The organism is Kitasatospora sp. NPDC004723 (genome assembly GCF_040609255.1).
Classification (GTDB): domain Bacteria; phylum Actinomycetota; class Actinomycetes; order Streptomycetales; family Streptomycetaceae; genus Kitasatospora.
Genome location: NZ_JBEXJT010000057.1, coordinates 1 through 20083, shown reverse-complemented (window position 1 = coordinate 20083; position 20083 = coordinate 1). Strand labels below are relative to the sequence as shown.

Here is a 20083-nt window from a genome sequence, read left to right as displayed (position 1 = left end):
GATGGACCGTCATGCCGAGTACGCCCGAGATCCCCGTCGTCGACCGGACCGCCGTTGGAGCGGCCGGGCCGGGTGCGCCGGAGGGCGGCGGGCCGCAGGGCGGCTTCAGGGTCCGGCTGGACAACTTCGAGGGCCCGTTCGACCTGCTGCTGAGCCTGATCGCCAAGCACCGGATGGACGTCACCGAGATCGCGCTGGCGACGGTCACCGACGAGTTCATGGCCCACATCCGCGCCATGGGACCGGACTGGGACCTCGACGCGGCGACCGAGTTCCTGGTCGTCGCCGCCACCCTGCTCGACCTCAAGGCGGCCCGGCTGCTGCCCGCCGCCGAGGTCGAGGACGACGAGGACCTCGCCCTGCTGGAGGCGCGCGACCTGCTCTTCGCCCGGCTGCTCCAGTACCGGGCCTACAAGCGGGCGGCGGCGCTGTTCGGCGAGCGCTGGGCCGGCGAGCTGCTGCGGCGGCCCCGGACCGTCGGCCTGGAGCCGCGGCACGCGGAACTGCTGCCCGAGGTCGTGATCGGCATCGGCACCGAGCGCCTCGCCCGGCTCGCCGCCCGGGCGATGGCGCCGAAGCCGAAGCCGGTCGTCTACGTCGACCACATCCACGCCCCGCCGGTGAGCGTGCGCGAGCAGGCGGGCCTGGTGGCCGGGCTGCTGACCGAGCTGGGCGAGGCCACCTTCCAGCGGCTCGTCGCCGACGCCCCGGACACCATGGTCGTGGTCGCCCGCTTCCTGGCACTGCTGGAGCTGTACCGCGAGCGGGTGCTCGCCTTCGAGCAGCCGGACGCGCTCGGCGAACTGCTGGTGCGGTGGGTGGCCGAGGCGGACCGGGGCGCGGTCGACGTGACGGACGAGTTCGACCGGCCGGCGGGCGAGGCCGCGGCGCGGGCGGCGAAGGGCGAGGAGGACGGGCGATGACGGCCGGGAACGGCGGCGCGGGCGGCGGACGGCCGGCCCGGCGGGTGCTGGGTGTGCCGGGGCGGGCACGCGCCGAGGAGTGGCTGGAGCCGGCACCGACGGTGCCGGAGGCGCCGGAGCCGGTGGTGCCGGTGGTGCCCGACGTGGCGGAGCCGGTGGTGTCCGAGGCGCCGCTGGCGGACGCGACCGAGGTGCCGGTGACGGCGGCGGTGGCGGACGGCGGCCCCGGGCTGCGGGCCGAGCTGGAGGCGATCCTGATGGTCGTCGACGAGCCGGCCACCGAGGCCCACCTGGCGTCGGTGCTGGACCGGCCGTGCACGCAGGTGGCGGCGGCGCTGCGCGAGCTGTCCGCCGAGTACACCGCCCAGGGACGGGGATTCGACCTGCGGCTGGTGGCCGGCGGCTGGCGTTTCTACAGCCGCGAAGCCTGCGCTCCGGCCGTCGACCGCTTCCTCCTGGACGGCCAGCAGGCCCGGCTGACCCAGGCGGCACTGGAGACCCTGGCGGTGGTCGCCTACCGGCAACCGGTGTCCAGATCGCGGGTCTCGGCCGTCCGCGGTGTGAACTGTGACGGCGTGATGCGTACCCTGGTACAGCGAGGACTGGTGGAAGAGGCCGGATCCGAGCCCGAAACAGGTGCGATCCTGTATCGGACGACGAACTACTTCCTGGAACGGATGGGGCTCCGCGGCCTGGACGAGCTGCCGGAGCTCGCTCCCTTCCTGCCCGAGGTCGACGACGTGGAAGCGGAGTCCCTGGAGGGCACGATGATCGCGGAGGCGGTCGCCGCCGCGGCCGCGCAGGCCGCGGACGGCAGTGGCGAGGCCGGTCGGGCTGCGCCTGATCGGTAGGGGGCGGTGAGGTCGGCCGAAACGACCGCACAGCCCAGACGGTAACGACGTACGGACACTTTGATGCGTAGCAGTGGCAACGGCAGGAACAGCAGCGGCGGCGGCAGCGGTCGCGGCGGACAGGGCGGGGGCGGCCGGGGCGGCTCCTACGGGGGCGGCTCGGGCCGCGGCGGCTCCGGCGCGCGCGGGGGTTCGTACGGCGGCGGCTCCGGCGGCGGCCGGGGCGGCTCGGCCCCGCGCGGCGGCTCGGGCTCGTACGGCCGGGACGACCGGCGCGACAGCCGCCGCGACGACCGGCGGGACGACCGGCGGGACGACCGGCGCGACGACCGCCGCTACCCGGACCGCCCGCTGCGGCCCGAGGAGCGCAAGTACGACCGCCCCGAGTACGGCGGCGGCCCCAACGCCACCCCGGCCCGCGGCGGCTTCGCCGGGCGCCGGCCCGGCCCGGCCCCGCGCCCGCGCCGGGAGGGCCAGGGCGCCCCGGGCGACCCGCGCCGTCAGCCGCAGCGCTCGCGCGAGCTGCAGGCCCGGATCGAGGACGCGGTGCTGGCCCGGCACGACAAGCCGGCCGTCAAGCTGCCGAAGACCTTCGGCGAGCCCGAGGGCGAGCGCCTGCAGAAGGTGCTGGCCCGGGCCGGCATCGGCAGCCGGCGCGCCTGCGAGGAGCTGATCGAGCAGGGCCGGGTCGAGGTCAACGGCAAGCGGGTCACCGAGCAGGGCAAGCGGGTCGACCCGCAGAAGGACGAGATCAAGGTCGACGGCCTGACCGTCGCCACCCAGTCCTACCTGTTCTTCGCGCTGAACAAGCCGGCCGGCGTGGTCTCCACCATGGAGGACCCGGACGGCCGCCAGTGCCTCGGCGACTACGTGACCAACCGGGAGACCCGGCTGTTCCACGTCGGCCGCCTGGACACCGAGACCGAGGGCATCATCCTGCTCACCAACCACGGCGAGCTGGCCCACCGCCTCACCCACCCCCGGTACGGCGTGACCAAGACCTACCTGGCCGCCATCCAGGGGCCGATCCCGCGCGACCTGGGCAAGCAGCTGGCCAAGGGCATCGAGCTCGAGGACGGCTACGCCCGCGCCGACAGCTTCAAGGTCATCTCGAACGTCGGCAAGAACTACCTGGTCGAGGTGACCCTGCACGAGGGCCGCAAGCACATCGTCCGCCGGATGCTGGCGGAGGTGGGCTTCCCGGTCGAGAAGCTGGTGCGCACCCACTTCGGGCCGATCGCGCTCGGCGACCAGAAGTCCGGCTGGCTGCGCCGGCTGACCAACCCCGAGGTCGGCCAGCTGATGCGCGAGGTCGGGCTGTAACGGCTGCCGCGACGGTCCCCGGAGGGCCTCCCCGCCACTCGGCGGGGAGGCCCTCCGTCGTCCGGCGGATCCTGCTGTGAAGCGGGCCGCATCGGCCGTGATCGCCTTGTCAGCCCCAGGACCCGTGGCCGAGTATGGCCACCTGACCACGACCCGCCGGGTGGCGGGACTGCGCCACCCGGCGCGGGGCGAGAGTCGAACGGGGAGCGACGCCGTGTCCGATGCACCACTCAGCGCTCTGGGACTGGCCGGACCGGACGGGCGGGTCTACGCGGCGCTGGTGGCCAACCCGCAGTCCACGGCCGAGGACCTCGCCGGGCTCTGCGGCCTGACCCTCCAGCAGAGCCTGCGGGCCCTGGACCGGCTCGCCCAGCAAGGCATGGCCACCCGGGCCCCGGTGGACCGCCAGCGCTTCCTGCCGGTCGCCCCGGACGTCGCCATCGGCACGCTGATCGGCCACCGGGAGTCCGAACTGCGGCACGCCCGGGCCGAGATGCACCGGCTGATGGACGCCTTCCGGGAGGCCTCGCGCTACACCGACCCGGCGCACTCGGTCGAGGTGCTGACCGGCGGCGAGGCCATCGCCCAGCGGCTGGAACACATCACCGAGACCAGCCAGTACCAGATCCGCGGCTTCGACTGCCCGCCCTACATCCAGGACCCGGTCGCCAACATCCCGCTGCAGCGCCAGCGACTGAAGGAGGGCGTGCGGTTCCGGACCGTCTACGACCGGGAGGCGGTGGCCTGGCCGGGCCGGCTGGAGAAGAACATCCTGGTCGGGGTCGCCGACGGCGAGGAGGCCCGGGTCCGGCCGGTGCTCCCGATGAAGATGGTCATGTCGGACGACCGGATGGCGATCATCCCGATCAGCGTCGGCGACAGCGTCCTCGACGCCGCCTACGTCATCCACCCCTCGGCGCTGCTCCAGGCACTGGACACGCTGTTCGAGGCGGAGTGGGAGCGCGCCGTCCAGCTGCAGGCCGCGATCGGCACCGGCGACGGGACGCTGGAGCCGGAGGCCGACCACCGCAAGCTGCTGGGGCTGCTGGCGGCCGGCCTCACCGACGAGTCGATCGCCCGCTCGCTGGGCTGGAGCGCCCGGACCACCCAGCGCCGGCTCCAGTCGCTGATGCGCGAGCTGGGCGCCACCACCCGCTTCCAGGCCGGCATGGCGGCCCGGGAACGGGGCTGGCTGTAGGACCTGTCTCCTGGATCCTTGCCGGGGCCGCCGAAGTCCAGGAGACAGACCCTGGCCGCCGACCGGTGCGCGGGCGTCAGCTCCAGGGGGAGAGCGAGGCCCAGCGGCCGTCCGGGCCGCGCTCGACCTTCTCCAGGCCGACCACCGCCGTACGGTTCAGCCGCCCGTAGATGTGCGGGTACAGCACCCCGGGGGTGGCCCCGGGCGGCGGTCCGCCGTGCGCGGCCTCCCACTTGACCATCGGTTCCACCAGCGACTCCTCGATCAGCAGCACCATCAGCGGTTCGCGGGCGTCGGCGAAGAAGGCGTTGGCCACGGCGAGCGCGGTCTGCTCGTCCGCCGCGCAGTGGATGAACCCGTCGGTGAGCAGCGAGGCGGTCGCGTACGGCCGGCCCGGATCGGCCAGCCAGTCGTCCAAGGGGGCGAGGTGCAGGATCATGCTCCTGTTGTACCCGCTCCGGCCGGGCCCGGGCGCTCGCCCGGGCGGCGGTTCGCACGCCCGGGCCCGGCCCGCCCTCAGAGACCGGCCACCTTCCCGGAGGCGGAGACCTCGTACACCAGGGTGAGCGAGCGGCGGGCGCCCGGGCCCAGCGGGACGTCCCAGCGCACGACGCCCTCGGCGTCGAAGGCGTCCGGCGCGGGCGAGCACTCCTCCTTGCGCAGCCGCACCTCCACCGCCGCCACCTCGGAGACCGGCACCCGCTCACGCACCGCGACCAGCTGCTCGTCGTGCTCCTCCGGCCCGGAGAACCGCGACAGGTGCAGCCGCACCGTGCGGGTGGTCACCGAACGCTGGCTCAGGCCGGCCGTGGAGCGGCGCTCGTCGGTCTCGCGCACCACCCGGTAGCCGTCCGAGCTGCCGAAGGACAGCTCGGCGTCCGCGCCCGGCGCGGTGAACGGCAGCCGGCCGCGCCCGGTGAAGCCGCTGCCGCGGACCAGCTCGACCGGTCCGGCGAGCAGCGGGTGCCCGGCCGTGTTGCGGAACCGGACCACCTGGGTGACCAGCGGGGACAGCTCCGGCGCGCAGGCGTACTCGCTGTGCGCGGCCCCGGTGAAGGAACTCAGCGGGACCCGGTGCGCCCGGCCGTCGGAGGGCACCGTGGCCGGCGCCGGGGCGGTCAGCACCCGCACCTCGCCGCCGTCGTCCACGCCCGGCAGCGCGCCGTCCGGGCGCAGCTCGGAGATCGTCTCCTCGCGCAGCTCCACCTCCACGGTGCGCCGCTCCTCGGCGGTGCGCTCGCGCAGCGTCAGCACGTCCTCGGCGAGCGCGGGCGGCTCGGTGGCGAGGGCGGAGCGGGCGGTGGAGAAGGTGAGCCGGGCGCCGGTCCACGCCTCGCCGGTGCGCTGCCAGACCACCGCCTCGGAGTCCAGCCGCAGCACGCCCTCGGCCAGGGTGGCCCGGTAGGACGGCCGCCAGAGCGCGCAGGGCACCAGATGGCCCACCGTCAGCCGGGCGGGCCCGGCCTCCCGGGCCTCGACGGTGAGCTCCAGATGGGCGACCAGTTCGGTGGGCTCCTCCTCGGCCTCCGCGACGGCGGTGCGTGCCGCGGCCTGTTCCAGCGCCAGCTTGCGCAGCCGGGCCCGGGTGGCGCGCAGCTCCTCGCCGGAGCGCTCGCGCTCGGCGTCGACCCGGTTCAGCTCGCGGTGCCAGCGCACGCGTTCGACCTCGCCGACGCCGGCGCCCTCGCCGACCTCGCGCAGCAGGTCGGCGGAGAGCTGGGCGAGCAGCGCCAGCCGGGCCTCCAGGCGGTCGGCGAGCTGCTCCTCGGCGCGTTCGCGTTCCTCCAGGGCGTGCAGCCGGTGGCGCAGCGCGGAGTCCTCCGGGCCGGGCGGCAGCGGGGCGCGCGGCGTCCAGGCGCGGGTGATCCGGGCGTCCAGGACGCGGACGCCCGGAGTGGCGGACTCGGCGCGCAGGGTGCGGTCGACGGCGAGCGCGGTGAGCGGTCCCAGCCGCAGCCGCTGGACGCCGGCGGCCAGCTCCGCGGTGGCGGTGCGTTCGACCTGGGCGCGGTCCTCCAGACAGGTGACGGCGGTGACGGGCAGCGGCGTCGCGGGACGCGTGGTGCCGGGGAGGGGGGTGACGGTCACGTTCAGTTCCTCCGGTTTCCGCCGACGATGGCCTTTCCGGCCGGGATCCTGATCTGGTAGCCGGCGTCCAGTTCGGCCCGGCCGCCCGGTGGCAGCTCGACCCGTCGGAGCCGGGTGCTCGGCGGGCACTCGGTGGACGGTTCGTCCGGTGCGTGCCAGCCGGGGCGTTCCTCGATCCGGATGTCGGCGTCGGAGCTGACCGGCACCCGTTCGCGGACCTCGACGGTGACCGGGCGGCCGAGCCGGTTGGCCAGTTCGACGTGCACCCGGTGGTCGAGCACGGTGCTGCTGTTCAGCATGCCCGCGGTGGACTCGCGCAGCTCGGTACGGCGCGTCACCTCGACCGACTCGGCGACACCGATGCCCAGTCGGCGCACACCGCCGGGCGCGAGGGTGGGCAGGGCGGCGGTGAGCAGGAACTCGTCGTCGACGGTCACCTCGACCGGGCCGGCGAGCACGGCCTGCGCGGTGGCGTTGGCGATCACCAGGGTGGCGTAGACCCGCTCCTCGACGGCGGGCACGGTGACGTACTCGGGGCTCACGCTGACCGGGATCTCGCCGATCGTGACGGTGTGCCAGGTGGCGTCGGACGGGAGGTCGGCGGGCGCGGCGGCGTCGAAGCGGTGGTCGAAGGAGCCGGCCGAGACGCGCGGCGGCACGGCGTGGTGCGGCAGCGGGAGGCGCTCCAGCCCGGGGGTGGGGTGCTCGGGGGCGCTGCGGGGGCCGGTGGCGCGGGGGCTGGTGGCGCGGGGGCGGGGCGGGTGGTGCAGGGTGCCGCGCCGGTCGGCGGCGGTGTCCGGGCCGAAGAGCTCCAGCGCCGGGTAGTCGAGCAGCTGCTCGTCCGGGACGGGCGGGCCGGACGGGGGCGTGAGCGGGGCGTACGGGGCGGGGGCGCCGGACCCGGCGAAGGCCGCCGTGTCGTGGCCCGGGGCGCCGCCGGGGGCGGGCGGGGGCGCGCCGTAGCCGGCGTAGGCCACCTTTTCGGCCATCGGTCCGCCCGGCCCGCTCAGCTCGTCGGCGGCGCGCAGGCCGCCGGCACGGGAGCGGGAGCGGGCGGGACCGCCCGGGGGCTGCGGCGCCGGTGCGGCGGCGGGCGGCGGGGGCGGCGGTGCGGCGACGGTCGGGGCGACTGTGGCGGTGAGCCGGGGCTCGGCGGCGAACGCGCCGCCGGCGGCTCCGCCGGGCACCCGGAGGGGGTTGATCGGCGCCGGGCCGGCCGCGTCGTAGCCGGTGAACAGGTCGGCCAGACCGGCCGGAGGCTCGCGCCAGCCGGAGGACGGCGGGGGCGGCTGGCTGCGGCCGATCCGCAGCGAGCGCAGCCTGGGCAGCTCGGTGCGGCGGTCGAGGTCGGCGGTGGAGAGGGCGAGCCGGACGCCGGTCCAGTCCTCGCCGGTCTGCTGGGCGACCGAGGCGCGCAGCAGGAGTCGGCCGGTGTCGGCGCCCTGGCGGTAGGAGAGCCGGTAGGAGGGGACCCAGCGGGCGGCCCGGACGGTGTACTCCAGTTCGAGTTCCAGCTCGGCTGCCGGTTCGGCGGGGGTGCCGGTGGTGGTGGGGGCGGCGGGGGTGGTGAGGGTGAGCAGGGCCGTCGTCGTGGTCTCGACGGGCTCGTGCCACTCGTCGGGGGACAGCCGGACGACCTGCTCGTTGAGCACCGTGATCTCGTGGCCGGCGAGTTCGATCTCGCCGTCGAGGCGCCCGGCGCGCCCGTGCAACTCGGTGAGGCGCTCGTCGACGAACTCGGCCAGCTCCAGCCAGGCGTCGGCGGGCGTGCGGCGCAGCGGCTCGTCGCGGCGGCGGGGCGGCGGGACGGCGCGCAGCGCGGCGGTCTCGGCAATGGCGGCGAGGACCAGTCGGCGCTGCTCCCGCAGGGCGTCGCGGTGCTCCTCGGCAGCCTCCAACCGGTGGCGCAGCTCGGGCAGTTCGGCGGGTTCGCGGAGTGCGGCGACGGCTTCGAGACGGGCCTCGGTGACGGCGGTGCCGGCCGGGCCGGCGAGGACCCGGGCGCGCAGCGAGCGTTCGTCGAGCCCCTCGGGCAGGCCGGTCAGCCGGAGCCGTCCGTCCGCGGGCAGGGCCGCGCGGGCCCGGCGGCGGCAGACCGCGCCGACGGCGTGGACGACCACGGAGTCCAGCACGGAGGGCACGGCCGGGACGGCGGGGACCGCGGCGCCGTCGGTGGCCCGGCCGGTGCCGTCCTCGTGCGGTCGCTGCTGGTCGCTGCTGTGCTGGTTGTTGCTGTGCTGGTCGCTGCTGTGTTGATCGTTCACCCGGCCAACCCCTTCGTCGCGTACCGTCGGCGGCCCATCCTGCCGTGCGGCGGTGCCCGCGTCCCCGGATTTCGCGGTGCGCGGCGGGCGGGCGGCACGGCAGGCGCCGCGGTGGCGCGGGCCGCGTGAGGGGGGACGGCCGGGGGCGTTGGTGCGGTTGCGGCACGGGCGGTGGCGGTGATGGGGGAGGATGGGTGCCGACGCGTTCCACTTCCGCGCAGTTCCGTGAGGAGAGCCACCCCGCCATGCGCACAGCCGCCGTCGTCGGTACCGGACTCATCGGCACGTCCGCCGCGCTCGCCCTCACCGGACGGGGCCTGACCGTCCATCTGGAGGACGCCGACCCGGACGCCGCCCGCACCGCCGCCTCGCTGGGGGCCGGGATCACCGAACCCGCCGACGGGCCGGTGGACCTCGCGATCATCGCGGTCCCGCCCGCGCTGGTCGGCAAGGTGCTCGCCGACTGCCAGCGCCGCGGACTCGCGCGCTGCTACACCGACGTCGCCAGTGTCAAGGCCGGCCCGCGCGCCGAGGTCGCCGCGCTCGGCTGCGACACCGTCCACTACATCGGCAGCCACCCGATGGCCGGCCGGGAGCGGTCCGGGCCGCTGGCCGCCCGCGCGGACCTCTTCGAGGGCCGGCCGTGGGTGCTCACCCCCGGCGCCGACACCGACACCGAGACGCTGAACGCCGTCCTCGAACTGGTCGCGCTCTGCGGGGCCGTGCCGATCGTGATGGACGCCGCCGCGCACGACCGCGCGGTCGCGCTGGTCTCGCACGCCCCCCAGCTGCTCTCCTCGCTGGTCGCCGCCCGGCTGGAGAAGGCCGACGAGACCGCGATAAGGCTCTCCGGCCAGGGTGTGCGGGACGTGACCCGGATCGCCGCCTCCAACCCCGCGATGTGGGTGGACATCCTCTCCGCCAACGCCGGCGCGGTCGCCGACGTGCTGGAGGAGGTCGCCACCGACCTCGGCGCAACGGTCACCGCGCTGCGCGCCCTGCAGGCCGCCGAGGAGGCCGACCGGCGCGGCGGCGCGGCGGGCATCGAGGCGGTCATGCGGCGCGGCAACACCGGCCAGGCCCGGATCCCCGGCAAGCACGGCGCGCCGCCCACCCGGTACGAGACGGTCGCCGTTGTCCTCGGCGACCAGCCCGGTGAGCTGGGCCGGCTGTTCGGCGAGGTCGGCGCGGCGGGCGTGAACATCGAGGACGTCGACATCGAGCACTCCACCGGGCAGCAGGTGGGCTTCGTCCAGCTGTCGGTGGCGCCGACGGCGGTGCGGCCGCTGACGGCCGCGCTGCGGGCGAGCGGGTGGAGCGTCCGGGACTGACACCCGTCGGGTTGCGCGGTGCCCGCCGTCCTAGCGGCGCTACCCGTTCTGGCAACGTTCGCCGCCGCGGCGGTGCTCGCTCTTCTGGCGATGTCCGCACGGTGCCGGCACGGTGCTCGCTGTCCTAGCGGTGCTCGCGGTGCTCCACGGCGCTCCCAGTGCTCCGGGGTGCTCCCGGTGAGGGGCGGGGTGCGGGGAGAGCGGAGCGGGCCGGTCACCGGCGGGGCCGGGTCGTGCGGCGGTCCATTAACCTTGTAGAGACCATCCCCGGCATCCCCGCAGTTCGGGTTGCCATGCTCAGAGACTCAGAGAGAGGTTCGCGCCGTGGACACTGCCGACCGAGCGCACGCCCCGGTCGTCGTCGCCATCGACGGACCCTCCGGCTCCGGCAAGTCGACCGTCTCCCGGGCGGTCGCCGCCCGGCTGGGCCTGAGCTTCCTGGACACCGGTGCCATGTACCGGGCGATGACCTGGTGGATGCTGGCCAACGGGGTCGACGTGAACGACCCGGAGGCGGTGGCCCTCGCGTGCGGCAAGCCGGTGATCGTGTCCGGCACCGACGCGGACGGCCCGACCATCACCGTGGACGGCCGGGACGTCGCCGGCCCGATCCGCGGCCCCGAGGTGACCGCGCAGGTCAGCGCCGTCGCCGCGGTGCCGGCGGTGCGCGCGCGGCTGGTCGAGCTGCAGCGCGGCTGCGCCGGGGTCGCCGCGCGCGGCATTGTCGCCGAGGGCCGGGACATGGGCAGCGTGGTCTTCCCGGACGCCACCGTCAAGATCTTCCTGACCGCCTCCGAGACGGCCCGCGCCGAGCGCCGGGCCGCCGAGCTGCGGGCCAAGGGCATCGACGAGGCGACCATCACCGCGATGGCCGCCGACCTGGCGCGCCGGGACGCGGCGGACTCCTCGCGGGCGACCGCCCCGCTCACCCAGGCCGCGGACGCGGTCCTGGTGGACACCAGCGCGCTCACCCTGGAGCAGGTGATCGACCGGATCACCGCGCTGGTGGCGGAGCGGGCCGGGGCCGCGCTCTCGGCCGTCTGAGCACAGCCCGGACGGCCGGGGACCGCCCGGACGACCCGGGCGGCCCGGACGACCCGGGAACGGTCGACCGTCGTCGACCATCCGATGAACGGGGTGCCATGGTGGCACCCGGAACCATTCGCGCTGCCCCGGAGGGGCAGGTACGCACGGCACGTCCCTGGGAAGGGGCGGGCCGGGAAACGGACAGTACGAACATGACCGCAGAGCACTCCACCGCCGGCCACGGCGAGCTGGACGCCGCCGACTACGCCGAGTTCATGGCGCTCGCCGCCGAGGAGGGCTTCGACCTCGACGACGTCGACGGCCTCGGCGCTGGCAGCCACGCCCCGCTGCCGGTGCTGGCCGTCGTCGGCCGCCCGAACGTCGGCAAGTCGACCCTCGTCAACCGCATCATCGGCCGCCGCGAGGCCGTCGTCGAGGACAAGCCCGGTGTCACCCGCGACCGCGTCACCTACGAGGCCGCCTGGAACGGCCGCCGCTTCAAGGTCGTCGACACCGGCGGCTGGGAGATCGACGTCCTCGGCATCGACGCGATGGTCGCCGCCCAGGCCGAGCTCGGCATCGAGCAGGCCGACGCGGTGCTGTTCGTCGTCGACGCCACCGTCGGCGCCACCGACACCGACGAGGCCCTGATCAAGATCATCCGCCGGGCCGGCAAGCCGACCGTGCTCTGCGCCAACAAGGTCGACGGCCAGTCCACCGAGGCCGAGGCCGCCTACCTCTGGTCGCTCGGCCTGGGCGAGCCGTACCCCGTCTCCGCCCTGCACGGCCGCGGCTCCGGCGACCTGCTGGACGCCGTGATGGACGCGCTGCCCGAGGCCCCGCCGCAGACCTTCGGCGACGCCGCCCCCGGCGGCCCGCGCCGCATCGCGCTGATCGGCCGGCCGAACGTCGGCAAGTCCAGCCTGCTCAACAAGGTCGCCGGCGAGGAGCGGGTGGTCGTCAACGAGCTGGCCGGCACCACCCGCGACCCGGTCGACGAGATGATCGAGCTGGGCGGCAAGACCTGGAAGTTCGTCGACACGGCCGGCATCCGCCGCCGGGTCCACCTGACCGCCGGCGCCGACTTCTACGCCTCGCTGCGCACCGCCTCCGCGCTGGAGAAGGCCGAGGTCGCGGTCGTCCTCGTCGACGCCAGCGAGGCCCTCGCCGAGCAGGACACCCGGATCATCTCGATGGCCGTCGAGGCCGGGCGCGCCGTCGTCATCGCCTACAACAAGTGGGACCAGCTCGACGAGGAGCGCCGCTACTACCTGGAGCGCGAGATCGAGCGCGACCTCGTCCAGGTGCAGTGGGCCCCCCGGGTCAACGTCTCGGCGAAGACCGGCCGGCACATGGAGAAGCTCGTCCCGGCGATCGAGACCGCGCTGGAGGGCTGGGAGACCCGGATCACGACGGCCCGGCTGAACGCCTTCCTCGGCGAGCTGGTGGCCGCCCACCCGCACCCGATCCGGGGCGGCAAGCAGCCGCGCATCCTGTTCGGCACCCAGGCGGGCACCCGTCCGCCGCGCTTCGTGCTCTTCGCCTCCGGCTTCCTGGAGGCGGGCTACCGGCGGTTCGTCGAGCGCCGGCTGCGCGAGGAGTTCGGCTTCGTCGGCACGCCGATCTCGATCTCGGTGCGGGTGCGCGAGAAGCGCAAGAAGAAGTAGGACGCAGGAGTAGCAGCAGGCGGTGCGCGAGGGCCCCGTCGGCCGGTCCCATGACCGGCCGACGGGGCCCTCGTGTGTGAGGCCGTCGGGCGCGTGATGGCCACCTCGCGTACGGCGGCCCGGCCCTGGGGCCGGGCCGGGGCGCCTCGGGGGGTCAGTGCTGTTCGCCGTTGCGGCCCGGGGGGAGGGAGAGCAGGCTGCGGTGCCGGCCGCCACCGCCGGGCGGGCCCGGGTCGGCGTGGCCGAAGGCGGCGCCGACGGCCGGGGCGGGGGCCGGCACCGGAACCGTCACCGGCGGCGGTGCGGGGACGTGCGCGGCCACCGGCGGCGGGGCGGCGCCGAGGTAGCCGCTCGCGACCCAGCCCTGGCCGGTGCCCGCCTGGGCGCCGGCCGGCCGGCCGGGGGCGGGGTGGAAGCCGGTCGTGTACGGGCCCGCCGGCCGGCCGGCGCCGCCGCTCCGGCCGGCGTGGGGGGCGGGGCTGTGTTCCTGCGGGCCCGTCGGGTGGCCGGGGTGGCCGCCGCGGCTGTCGTGGTCGCTGTGGCCGGTATGGTCGCCGTGGCGGCCGTGGCCGGCACGGTCGAAGGCCGGCTGGTCGGGCTGAGCGCTGCCGTGGTCGGGTCCGCCCGGGCGGCCGGGCACGAACTGCGGGATGCCGATCGGCTGGCCCGCGTACGTCTGGAACGCCTGGTGCTGCGGCGGGTACGGGCGCGGCTCGGTGCGGGCCGGAGCGGTGTCGCGGACGGCGAAGCCGGTGAACGTCAGGTCCTCCTCGCCGGAGCGGTCGCCCGGCAGTGCGCGGAAGAGCCGGCGGTACTCGGAGTACAGCTCGTCGTAGATCGGTGTCGCCGAGTGCGGGTGCTCCGCGTCGTAGGACGGGCGCATGCCCGGGATAGCGCGGGAGGCGGTGGCGGGCCGCCGGGAGGAGGAGGGGACGTCATAGCTGTACACGCAGGGCCCAACGAGCGAGGGCGCCGGGGGATGCGGGCGCCGGGAGGGCCGGGAAGCGGCCCTCCCGGCCGTCCCGCCGCGGGCTCGTGCGCCCGCGGGACGGCTCACGTGCCGGCGAGCGGGAGGGAGGCGGCGACCACCTGGCCGAGCGCCACCGCCCGCTCCAGCGCCTGGCGCAGCAGGTCCTCGCGCGGCTGCCGGCCGACCGTCCCGGCCGGGACGGCGTACATGGTGACCTCGCCCAGCTGGTTGGCGGCGAACCGCCAGGCGTCGGTCACCTGCAGCGGCTGGTGGGCCTGCCACCATCCGGTGCTGCCCCCGGCCGCCGCGGGCTGGAGGACCGCGTGCAGCTTGCCCATCGCGACCAGGACCGACCAGCCGGGCAGCTGGTCCGGCGTCTTGTCGAGGTCGGTGACCGGCTGGAAGCCCGCGTCCTGGAGCAGGTCGAGGAACTCGTCCTCGCCGGTGGTGTTGCCCGGGCGGCCGACCGGTCCGGTCGGCTCGACGACCAGGGAGGCGTGGCCGGTGTCGCCGTGCAGCACCAGTCCGCAGGTGATGCCGAGGATCGCGGCCTGGCCGGGCGCGCCGGGCCGCCCGGCCGCCGGGTCGGCCGCCGGGGCGGGGAGCGGAGGCTGCGGGCGGGCCGTGCCGTCCGGTCCGGAGGCCGGGTCGCCCTGGGCCTGGCTGATGCTGCGGACGGCGCCGGCCAGCTGCTCCTCGGAGACCGGGACCACCTGGGAGGGGATGCAGCGGGCGTGCGCGAAGGCGAGCACCGCCGTCTCCTCACCGACGAACAGCACGGTGCTGGTGGGCTCCTGGAGCGCGTCCCCGGGGGTGCGGCAGGAGGTGCACTCGTAGCTGTCGGGCGCGTGGGCGCCGCCGAGCAGGCGGTCGGCCTCGTCGTCGCCGATCTCGGAACGGACCTCGTCGCTGACGTCGAGCATGCGCGGCACTGGGTTTCTCCTCGGTGCGGTGTCGGGGTCGAACGGGGTGGACGGGGGTGGCCGAGGCCCGGCTCTGTTCGAGCCGGCGGCGGGGACGGCCCGGCCGTCCTGCCCAACGGACCCTTGTGGCCGGGGTCACGGGTGGGGGGTCGGGGTGACGGGAATTGCCTCGGATTCGATCGCGGAGGGTGCTGGTGGCATCGCAATGTGTCGATGTCGTTGGCAGGAGTGCCGGAATCGAAGTGTGAGGTGAGCCACGGCCTGTGGAGGTTTGATCTAGGAAATGACGCCTAAATCGGACATTCAGGACACGAATGTCAGGCAGTTACCGGCGGTAATGCCCCGCTGAGCTGGGGAGACCCCAAATTGTTTGGATCCCCGGCGGCCGACTCGTAGCTTCTTTGGCGGTGCAACGAGCACCACCCGGGTTCACCCCCGACGCACAGCCCGCCGGTTCACCCGGCGCCGGCCGTGCCCGCCGATGCGACCGCTCGAACAGGTCGCCGGTGCGAGGCGGGTGGCCAGGGGCGGCGCGGGACGTCCGACACGTCTCCGGCCGCCCGACGGACGCGGCGAGCGATTCCAGTCCCCTTCCAGGGCTTGGTTCCGCATGCCCGCCCGGGGCTGTCGAGAGGAACCCCATGACCTTCCGTAACGAGTCCGCCGCTGCCACCACCACCGCCGCCACCAAGCGCAACCGCGTCCGGATGGCTGTCGTGGCGGGCGCCGCTGTCGCGGCCCTGCCGGTGGCCGGCCTCGTCACGGCCACCTCGGCCTCCGCCGCCTCCGTCTCCACCTGGGACGCCGTCGCCCAGTGCGAGAGCGGCGGCAACTGGGCCATCAACACCGGCAACGGTTTCTACGGCGGTCTGCAGTTCACCTCCAGCACCTGGGCCGCCTTCGGTGGCACCGCGTACGCCTCGCAGGCCAACCTGGCCACCAAGGCGCAGCAGATCGCCGTCGCCGAGAAGGTCCTCGCCTCGCAGGGCCCGGGCGCCTGGCCCGTCTGCTCCGTCAAGGCCGGCCTGACCAAGGGCGGCGCCCCGGCCGCGGTCGACACCGCCGCCCCCGTCGCGAAGCCGGCCGCCCCGGCCGCCACCGCGGCCCCGAAGCCGGCCGCGCCGAAGGCCGCGGAGGCCCCGAAGCCCGTCGCCGCCCCGAAGCCCGTCGCCGCCCCGAAGCCCGCCGAGGCTCCGAAGGCCGCCCCCAAGGCCGCCGAGGCCCCCAAGGCCGCCGCCGCGCCGAAGGCCGCCAAGAGCTGGACCGCGCAGGACGCCAAGCAGGCCAACGGCTCCTACACCGTCAAGGCCGGCGACACCCTGAGCACCATCGCCGCCGCCCAGGGCGTCGACTGGCACGACCTGTACGGCAAGAACGCCAAGGTCATCGGCGCCAACCCGAACCTGATCTTCCCGGGCCAGACCCTCACCGTCTGATCCGACCGGTTTCCCGGCCGCCCTCCCGCCGCAGCGCGGGGAGGCGGCCGTCGGCGTGCGAGTGCCGTTCCGGCGTCGCTCCGGCGTTGCTCCGGCGCTCCGGGCCCGTTGCCGACGGGGTGCGTTGCCGGAGGGGCCCGTTGTCGGAGGGGTGCGCGAGGATGGGGGAGTGACCCAGGGCGAGCTGTTCGGCGGCTCCTTCGACGCGACGACCGGCGGGCGCGGGCGGTCCGAGCCCGCACCGGGCGCCGTACTGCTCCCGGGTTGGCTGGACGCGGCGGCGCAGCTGCGGCTGGTCGCCGCCTGCCGCGAGTGGGCCCGTCCGCCCGCCGGGATGCACACGGTCCGGATGCCCACCGGCGGGCTGATGTCGGTGCGGATGGTCGGGCTGGGCCTGCACTGGTACCCGTACGGCTACTCCCGCACCGCCGAGGACGGCGCGCCGGTCAAGCCGTTCCCGCCCGCGCTCGGCAGGCTCGCCCGGCGGGCGGTGGCCGAGGCGTACGGCGCGGGCGTCGGCGAGGTCGCGGGCGCGGCCGGGTACGCGCCGGACATCGCGATCGTCAACCACTACCCGCACGGCGCGCGGATGGGCCTGCACCAGGACCGCGACGAGCGGGTGGACGCCCCGGTGGTCTCGCTCTCGCTCGGCGACTCGTGCGTCTTCCGGCTCGGCAACACCGAGACCAGGACCAGGCCGTGGACCGACCTGGAGCTGCGCAGCGGGGACCTGCTGGTGTTCGGCGGGTCGGCCCGGTTCGCGTACCACGGTGTGACGAAGACGCTGCCCGGCACGGCGGATCCGGCGTTGGGGCTGACCGGGCGGCTCAACATCACCGTGCGGCAGTCGGGGCTCTGAGCGCCGGCGGGCCGTGCGCTTCGGTCCGTTCGGGTCCGTTCGGGTCCGCTCAGGCGTGCTCAGCCACGCTCTGGTTCGCCCGGGCCCGCTCGGGTCCGTCATGTTCGACCTCGTTCGAGTGAATCGGCGTCCGTGGTCCCCGTGTGGGGAATGCCCCGGCTCGCTGAGGGATTCGATTGAGCTGGAGAATTCGAGAGAACGGGTTCGCGGCAGCCGGGCGGAAGACCTCCGGCCGGGCGGCGGCCCGGAGAGGACGTGTTCCATGGGTACCCCGGTCGACGATCTCGTCGCGCTGCTGGATCTCGAGCAGATCGAGCTGAACATCTTCCGCGGGCGCAGCCCCGAGGAGGCGCTCCAGCGCACGTTCGGCGGACAGGTCGCCGGGCAGGCGCTGGTCGCGGCGGGGCGCACCGTGGACGGCGACCGGCCGGTCCACTCGCTGCACGCCTACTTCCTGCGTCCCGGTGTGCCGGGCGTGCCGATCGTCTACCAGGTGGACCGTCTGCGGGACGGCCGCTCGTTCACCACCCGCCGGGTGCTGGCGATCCAGGGCGGGCGGTCGATCTTCGCGCTGACCGCCGACTTCCACGCCCCGGAGCCGGACAGCATCGAGCACCAGTTCCCGGTGCCCGAGGTCCCGGCCCCCGAGACGCTGCCCAGCGCGCTGGACGAGGTCGGGTCGCGGCTGGGTGAGCTGCCCCCGTTCATCAGCCGGCGCCAGCCGTTCGACATCCGCTACGTCGACCGGCTGCGCTGGAGCACCGAGGAGCTCGACGGCGTCGAGGCGCGCAGCGGCGTCTGGCTGCGGACCAACGGTGCGCTGCCCGACGATCCGCTGATCCACGTCTGCGCGCTCACCTACGCGAGCGACATGACCCTGCTGGACGCCGTCCGCGCCCCCGTCGAGCCGCTCTGGGGCACCCGCCACTTCGACATGGCCTCGCTCGACCACGCGATGTGGTTCCACCGGCCGTTCCGGGCCGACGACTGGCTGCTCTACCAGCAGGAGTCCCCGATATCCCACGGCGCCCGGGGCCTGGCGCGCGGGGAGATCTTCGACCGCAGCGGCCGGCTGGTGGTGTCGGTGGTGCAGGAGGGCCTGTTCCGCCGGATCAAGGACTGACCGGGAGGGTGTGTCCGCTGGGTTGACCGGTGTGACTGGTGTGTTGACCGGTGTGACGGTCGTACGACGGTCGTACGGCGGGATCCGGAGGCGGGAATGCCGGGCCCGGGTGTTCGGCGTTCGATGGGGTGACGGGGGAAAACGGACGGCCCGCCCGGCGGGCCCTGGACGACAGTGGGAGGGCGAGCCGATGACGGCGACGGCCGCGGAGGAATGGAAGCACTGGAGCGATCGGCGGGCGGCGACGGTCAGCACCCCGCACGGTCAGCTGGCGCTCACCGGTACGCACTGGCTGGAGCCCGAGCCCACGGAGATCCCCGGGCTGCCCGGGACCTGGTGGACCGACGCGGAGGGCATCCGGGTCCGGGCGACGGCCGCCGACGGCCTCATCGTCGCGGGCACGTCCGCTCCCGTGGACGGCGAGGTGCTGCTGCGGCCGGACACCGACCCGGCGGCGGACACCGCCACGTTGGGTGAGCTGCTGCTGGTGCCGATCGAGCGCGAGGGCGAGCTGGCGCTGCGGGTCTTCGACCCGGCGGCGCCCCGGCGGGCCTCGTTCGCCGGGATCTCCGCCTACCCCTACGCGCCGGAGTGGGCCGTCCCCGCGGTCTTCACCCCGTTCGAGGGCGAGCAGGCACAGACGGTGGTCGTCCCGAACGCCGACGGCAAGGAGCGCCCGCTGGCCGTCGCCGGGAAGATCGAGTTCACCGTCGCCGGTGAGCACCGCACCCTGACGGTCAGCGGCTCGGGCGGCAGCCTGAGCGGTGTCATCGCCGACGCCACCAGCGGCAAGGACACCTACCGGTTCCGCTTCATCACCCTGCCTGAGCCGGACGCGGACGGCCGCACGGTCCTGGACCTGAACCGCGCCTACCTGCCGCCGTGCGCCTTCGCGGACCACTTCATCTGCCCGTTCCCGCCGCCCGGCAACCGGCTGGACTTCGCGGTCGAGGCGGGCGAGAAGCAGGTCCTCACCCGGTAGTTCCACCGCTCGACCGCTCGACGGTTTCCTCCGCCGGTGCCCGGCGGAGGAAACCGAGGACGTCCCGGCCCGATCGGCCCGGGACGCCGCACCCGGCGCGTCCCGGACCCGCGCTCACGCCGCACGGCGGCTCACTCGCCCCTGCCCGTAGGCCTCGCACGGTGCACAGCCGCACGCACCATGTCGTCGGACAGCGCCCTGCTCCCGGGCTGCTCCGGATCGCGCGCAGCATTCCGCGCCGGCCGCAGCGCCGTGTTGCCCGTCTCGGCTCCCGCAGTTGCGCCCTCCGTGTCCCACCGGCCAGGTCCGGTAGGGGAGTTGCCCTCCCGTGTTCGCGTTGACAGCTCCGCAGCGGCCTGTCACGCTACTTAGGTAGCAAGCTATCTATTCCCTTCGAAAGGGAGGCGCGCGGTGGTGACGGCCTGCGGCTGACCGTCCGCGATGCCGGTGATCAGCGACTACCGGTCGGACGTCCCGCCCTGACCGAACCCTCCAGCAGAGGAGCGCACCGACGATGTCCACCGCCGCCCGCGTCCGGGTCACCGGGTTCCAGAAGCTCGGCAACAAGATGATGGAGGTCTTCCACGGGATCGGCCTGCCGGTCGGCCCGCTGCAGCTGTTGAAGGTGAAGGGCCGCAAGTCCGGCCGGGAGTACACCAATCCGGTCGCCCCGGTGAACGTTGGCGGTGCCGTCTACATCCTGCAGGCGTTCCCCGGGTCGGACTGGGTGAAGAACGTCCGGGCGGCCGGCGAGGGGGTGCTGGTCCGCGGGCGCAGGGCGCGGCGAGTGAAGCTGGTGGAGGTGCCGCCGAACGAGCGCGGGCCGATCGCCCGGCACTTCCCGGCCCAGGTCCCGATGGGCGCGAGCGTCTTCGTCAAGAACGGCGTGGTGCCGGACAAGAGCCCGGAGAGCTTCGAGCAGGCCGCGCGGGACATCCCGGTGTTCCGGGTCGTCCCGCTCTGAACGTCCGCTGCCGGCCGTAGCAGCGCGCGGGGGAGGGGCCCGCACCGTGCGACCACGGACGCTGTTGGTGAATTGTGATTGATCGCCTGCGGTGAGTGATGCCGGTCTCCGAGACTTGTCTCGGAGACCGGCGTTTCGTCGTTGTGGGGGTGTGT

Annotated in this window: 17 protein-coding genes; 12 read left to right on the top strand and 5 right to left on the bottom strand. The window is 75.0% G+C overall.

Features of this window, described 5'->3' with window-relative positions; genetic code table 11:
* Positions 1 to 11 precede the first annotated feature (11 nt).
* The 4 genes from ABZW10_RS34305 (at position 12) to ABZW10_RS34290 (ending at position 4295) form a co-directional block, all read left to right on the top strand.
* Positions 12 to 923 carry a segregation/condensation protein A gene (locus ABZW10_RS34305; RefSeq protein WP_355374128.1) on the top strand — a complete coding sequence of 304 codons (912 nt, stop codon included), beginning with the start codon at positions 12 to 14 and terminating at the stop codon, positions 921 to 923.
* Between the two features lie 257 nt (positions 924 to 1180).
* Entirely contained in the window at positions 1181 to 1774 is a 594-nt protein-coding gene (locus ABZW10_RS34300; RefSeq protein WP_355374176.1) for an SMC-Scp complex subunit ScpB, read from the top strand.
* Positions 1775 to 1837: 63 nt separating this feature from the next.
* Positions 1838 to 3097, top strand: coding sequence for a pseudouridine synthase (locus tag ABZW10_RS34295; RefSeq protein ID WP_355374125.1), 1260 nt, complete (start codon positions 1838 to 1840; stop codon positions 3095 to 3097).
* Positions 3098 to 3311: 214 nt separating this feature from the next.
* Positions 3312 to 4295: a helix-turn-helix domain-containing protein gene (locus tag ABZW10_RS34290; RefSeq protein WP_355374122.1), complete on the top strand. Its 984-nt coding sequence runs from the start codon at positions 3312 to 3314 to the stop codon at positions 4293 to 4295.
* A 76-nt stretch (positions 4296 to 4371) separates the two neighbouring features.
* Here ABZW10_RS34290 and ABZW10_RS34285 read toward each other — a convergent pair whose 3' ends face one another.
* The 3 genes from ABZW10_RS34285 to ABZW10_RS34275 all read right to left on the bottom strand — a co-directional run bounded on the left by ABZW10_RS34285 (position 4372) and on the right by ABZW10_RS34275 (position 8647).
* Positions 4372 to 4734 carry a DUF952 domain-containing protein gene (locus tag ABZW10_RS34285; protein WP_355374120.1) on the bottom strand — a complete coding sequence of 121 codons (363 nt, stop codon included), beginning with the start codon at positions 4732 to 4734 and terminating at the stop codon, positions 4372 to 4374.
* A gap of 77 nt (positions 4735 to 4811) precedes the next feature.
* Positions 4812 to 6383, bottom strand: coding sequence for a DUF4139 domain-containing protein (locus ABZW10_RS34280; RefSeq protein ID WP_355374118.1), 1572 nt, complete (start codon positions 6381 to 6383; stop codon positions 4812 to 4814).
* Positions 6384 to 6385: 2 nt separating this feature from the next.
* Positions 6386 to 8647, bottom strand: a complete 2262-nt coding sequence (locus tag ABZW10_RS34275; RefSeq protein WP_355374116.1) for a DUF4139 domain-containing protein — start codon at positions 8645 to 8647, stop codon at positions 6386 to 6388.
* A gap of 245 nt (positions 8648 to 8892) precedes the next feature.
* On the opposite strand from ABZW10_RS34275, the gene ABZW10_RS34270 reads away from it, so the two are divergent.
* The 3 genes from ABZW10_RS34270 (at position 8893) to der (ending at position 12671) form a co-directional block, all read left to right on the top strand.
* The gene (locus ABZW10_RS34270; RefSeq protein WP_355374114.1) at positions 8893 to 9978 is read left to right on the top strand and encodes a prephenate dehydrogenase; all 1086 of its coding nucleotides are present in this window, start codon (positions 8893 to 8895) and stop codon (positions 9976 to 9978) included.
* 324 nt (positions 9979 to 10302) lie between these two features.
* Positions 10303 to 11022 (top strand): (d)CMP kinase, encoded by a 720-nt coding sequence (gene cmk / locus ABZW10_RS34265; protein ID WP_355374111.1) that lies wholly within the window; start codon positions 10303 to 10305, stop codon positions 11020 to 11022.
* Positions 11023 to 11216: 194 nt separating this feature from the next.
* Positions 11217 to 12671: a ribosome biogenesis GTPase Der gene (gene der, locus ABZW10_RS34260; protein ID WP_355374108.1), complete on the top strand. Its 1455-nt coding sequence runs from the start codon at positions 11217 to 11219 to the stop codon at positions 12669 to 12671.
* A gap of 154 nt (positions 12672 to 12825) precedes the next feature.
* On the opposite strand, the gene ABZW10_RS34255 is transcribed toward der, so the two are convergent.
* On the bottom strand, positions 12826 to 13554 hold the full coding sequence (locus tag ABZW10_RS34255) for a hypothetical protein (protein ID WP_355374106.1): 729 nt from the start codon (positions 13552 to 13554) through the stop codon (positions 12826 to 12828).
* Between the two features lie 170 nt (positions 13555 to 13724).
* Positions 13725 to 14573, bottom strand: coding sequence for a hypothetical protein (locus ABZW10_RS34250; protein ID WP_355374103.1), 849 nt, complete (start codon positions 14571 to 14573; stop codon positions 13725 to 13727).
* Positions 14574 to 15205: 632 nt separating this feature from the next.
* Between ABZW10_RS34250 and ABZW10_RS34245 the strand changes: the two genes are divergently transcribed.
* The 5 genes from ABZW10_RS34245 to ABZW10_RS34225 all read left to right on the top strand — a co-directional run bounded on the left by ABZW10_RS34245 (position 15206) and on the right by ABZW10_RS34225 (position 19928).
* On the top strand, positions 15206 to 16000 hold the full coding sequence (locus ABZW10_RS34245; protein WP_355374100.1) for a transglycosylase family protein: 795 nt from the start codon (positions 15206 to 15208) through the stop codon (positions 15998 to 16000).
* A gap of 169 nt (positions 16001 to 16169) precedes the next feature.
* On the top strand, positions 16170 to 16859 hold the full coding sequence (locus tag ABZW10_RS34240; protein WP_355374097.1) for an alpha-ketoglutarate-dependent dioxygenase AlkB: 690 nt from the start codon (positions 16170 to 16172) through the stop codon (positions 16857 to 16859).
* A 262-nt stretch (positions 16860 to 17121) separates the two neighbouring features.
* A complete protein-coding gene (locus tag ABZW10_RS34235; protein ID WP_355374095.1) occupies positions 17122 to 17982 on the top strand; it encodes an acyl-CoA thioesterase II in 861 nt (286 codons plus the stop codon).
* 190 nt (positions 17983 to 18172) lie between these two features.
* Positions 18173 to 18964 (top strand): DUF1684 domain-containing protein, encoded by a 792-nt coding sequence (locus ABZW10_RS34230; protein WP_355374092.1) that lies wholly within the window; start codon positions 18173 to 18175, stop codon positions 18962 to 18964.
* 514 nt (positions 18965 to 19478) lie between these two features.
* On the top strand, positions 19479 to 19928 hold the full coding sequence (locus tag ABZW10_RS34225) for a nitroreductase/quinone reductase family protein (RefSeq protein WP_355374089.1): 450 nt from the start codon (positions 19479 to 19481) through the stop codon (positions 19926 to 19928).
* Positions 19929 to 20083: the final 155 nt, after the last annotated feature.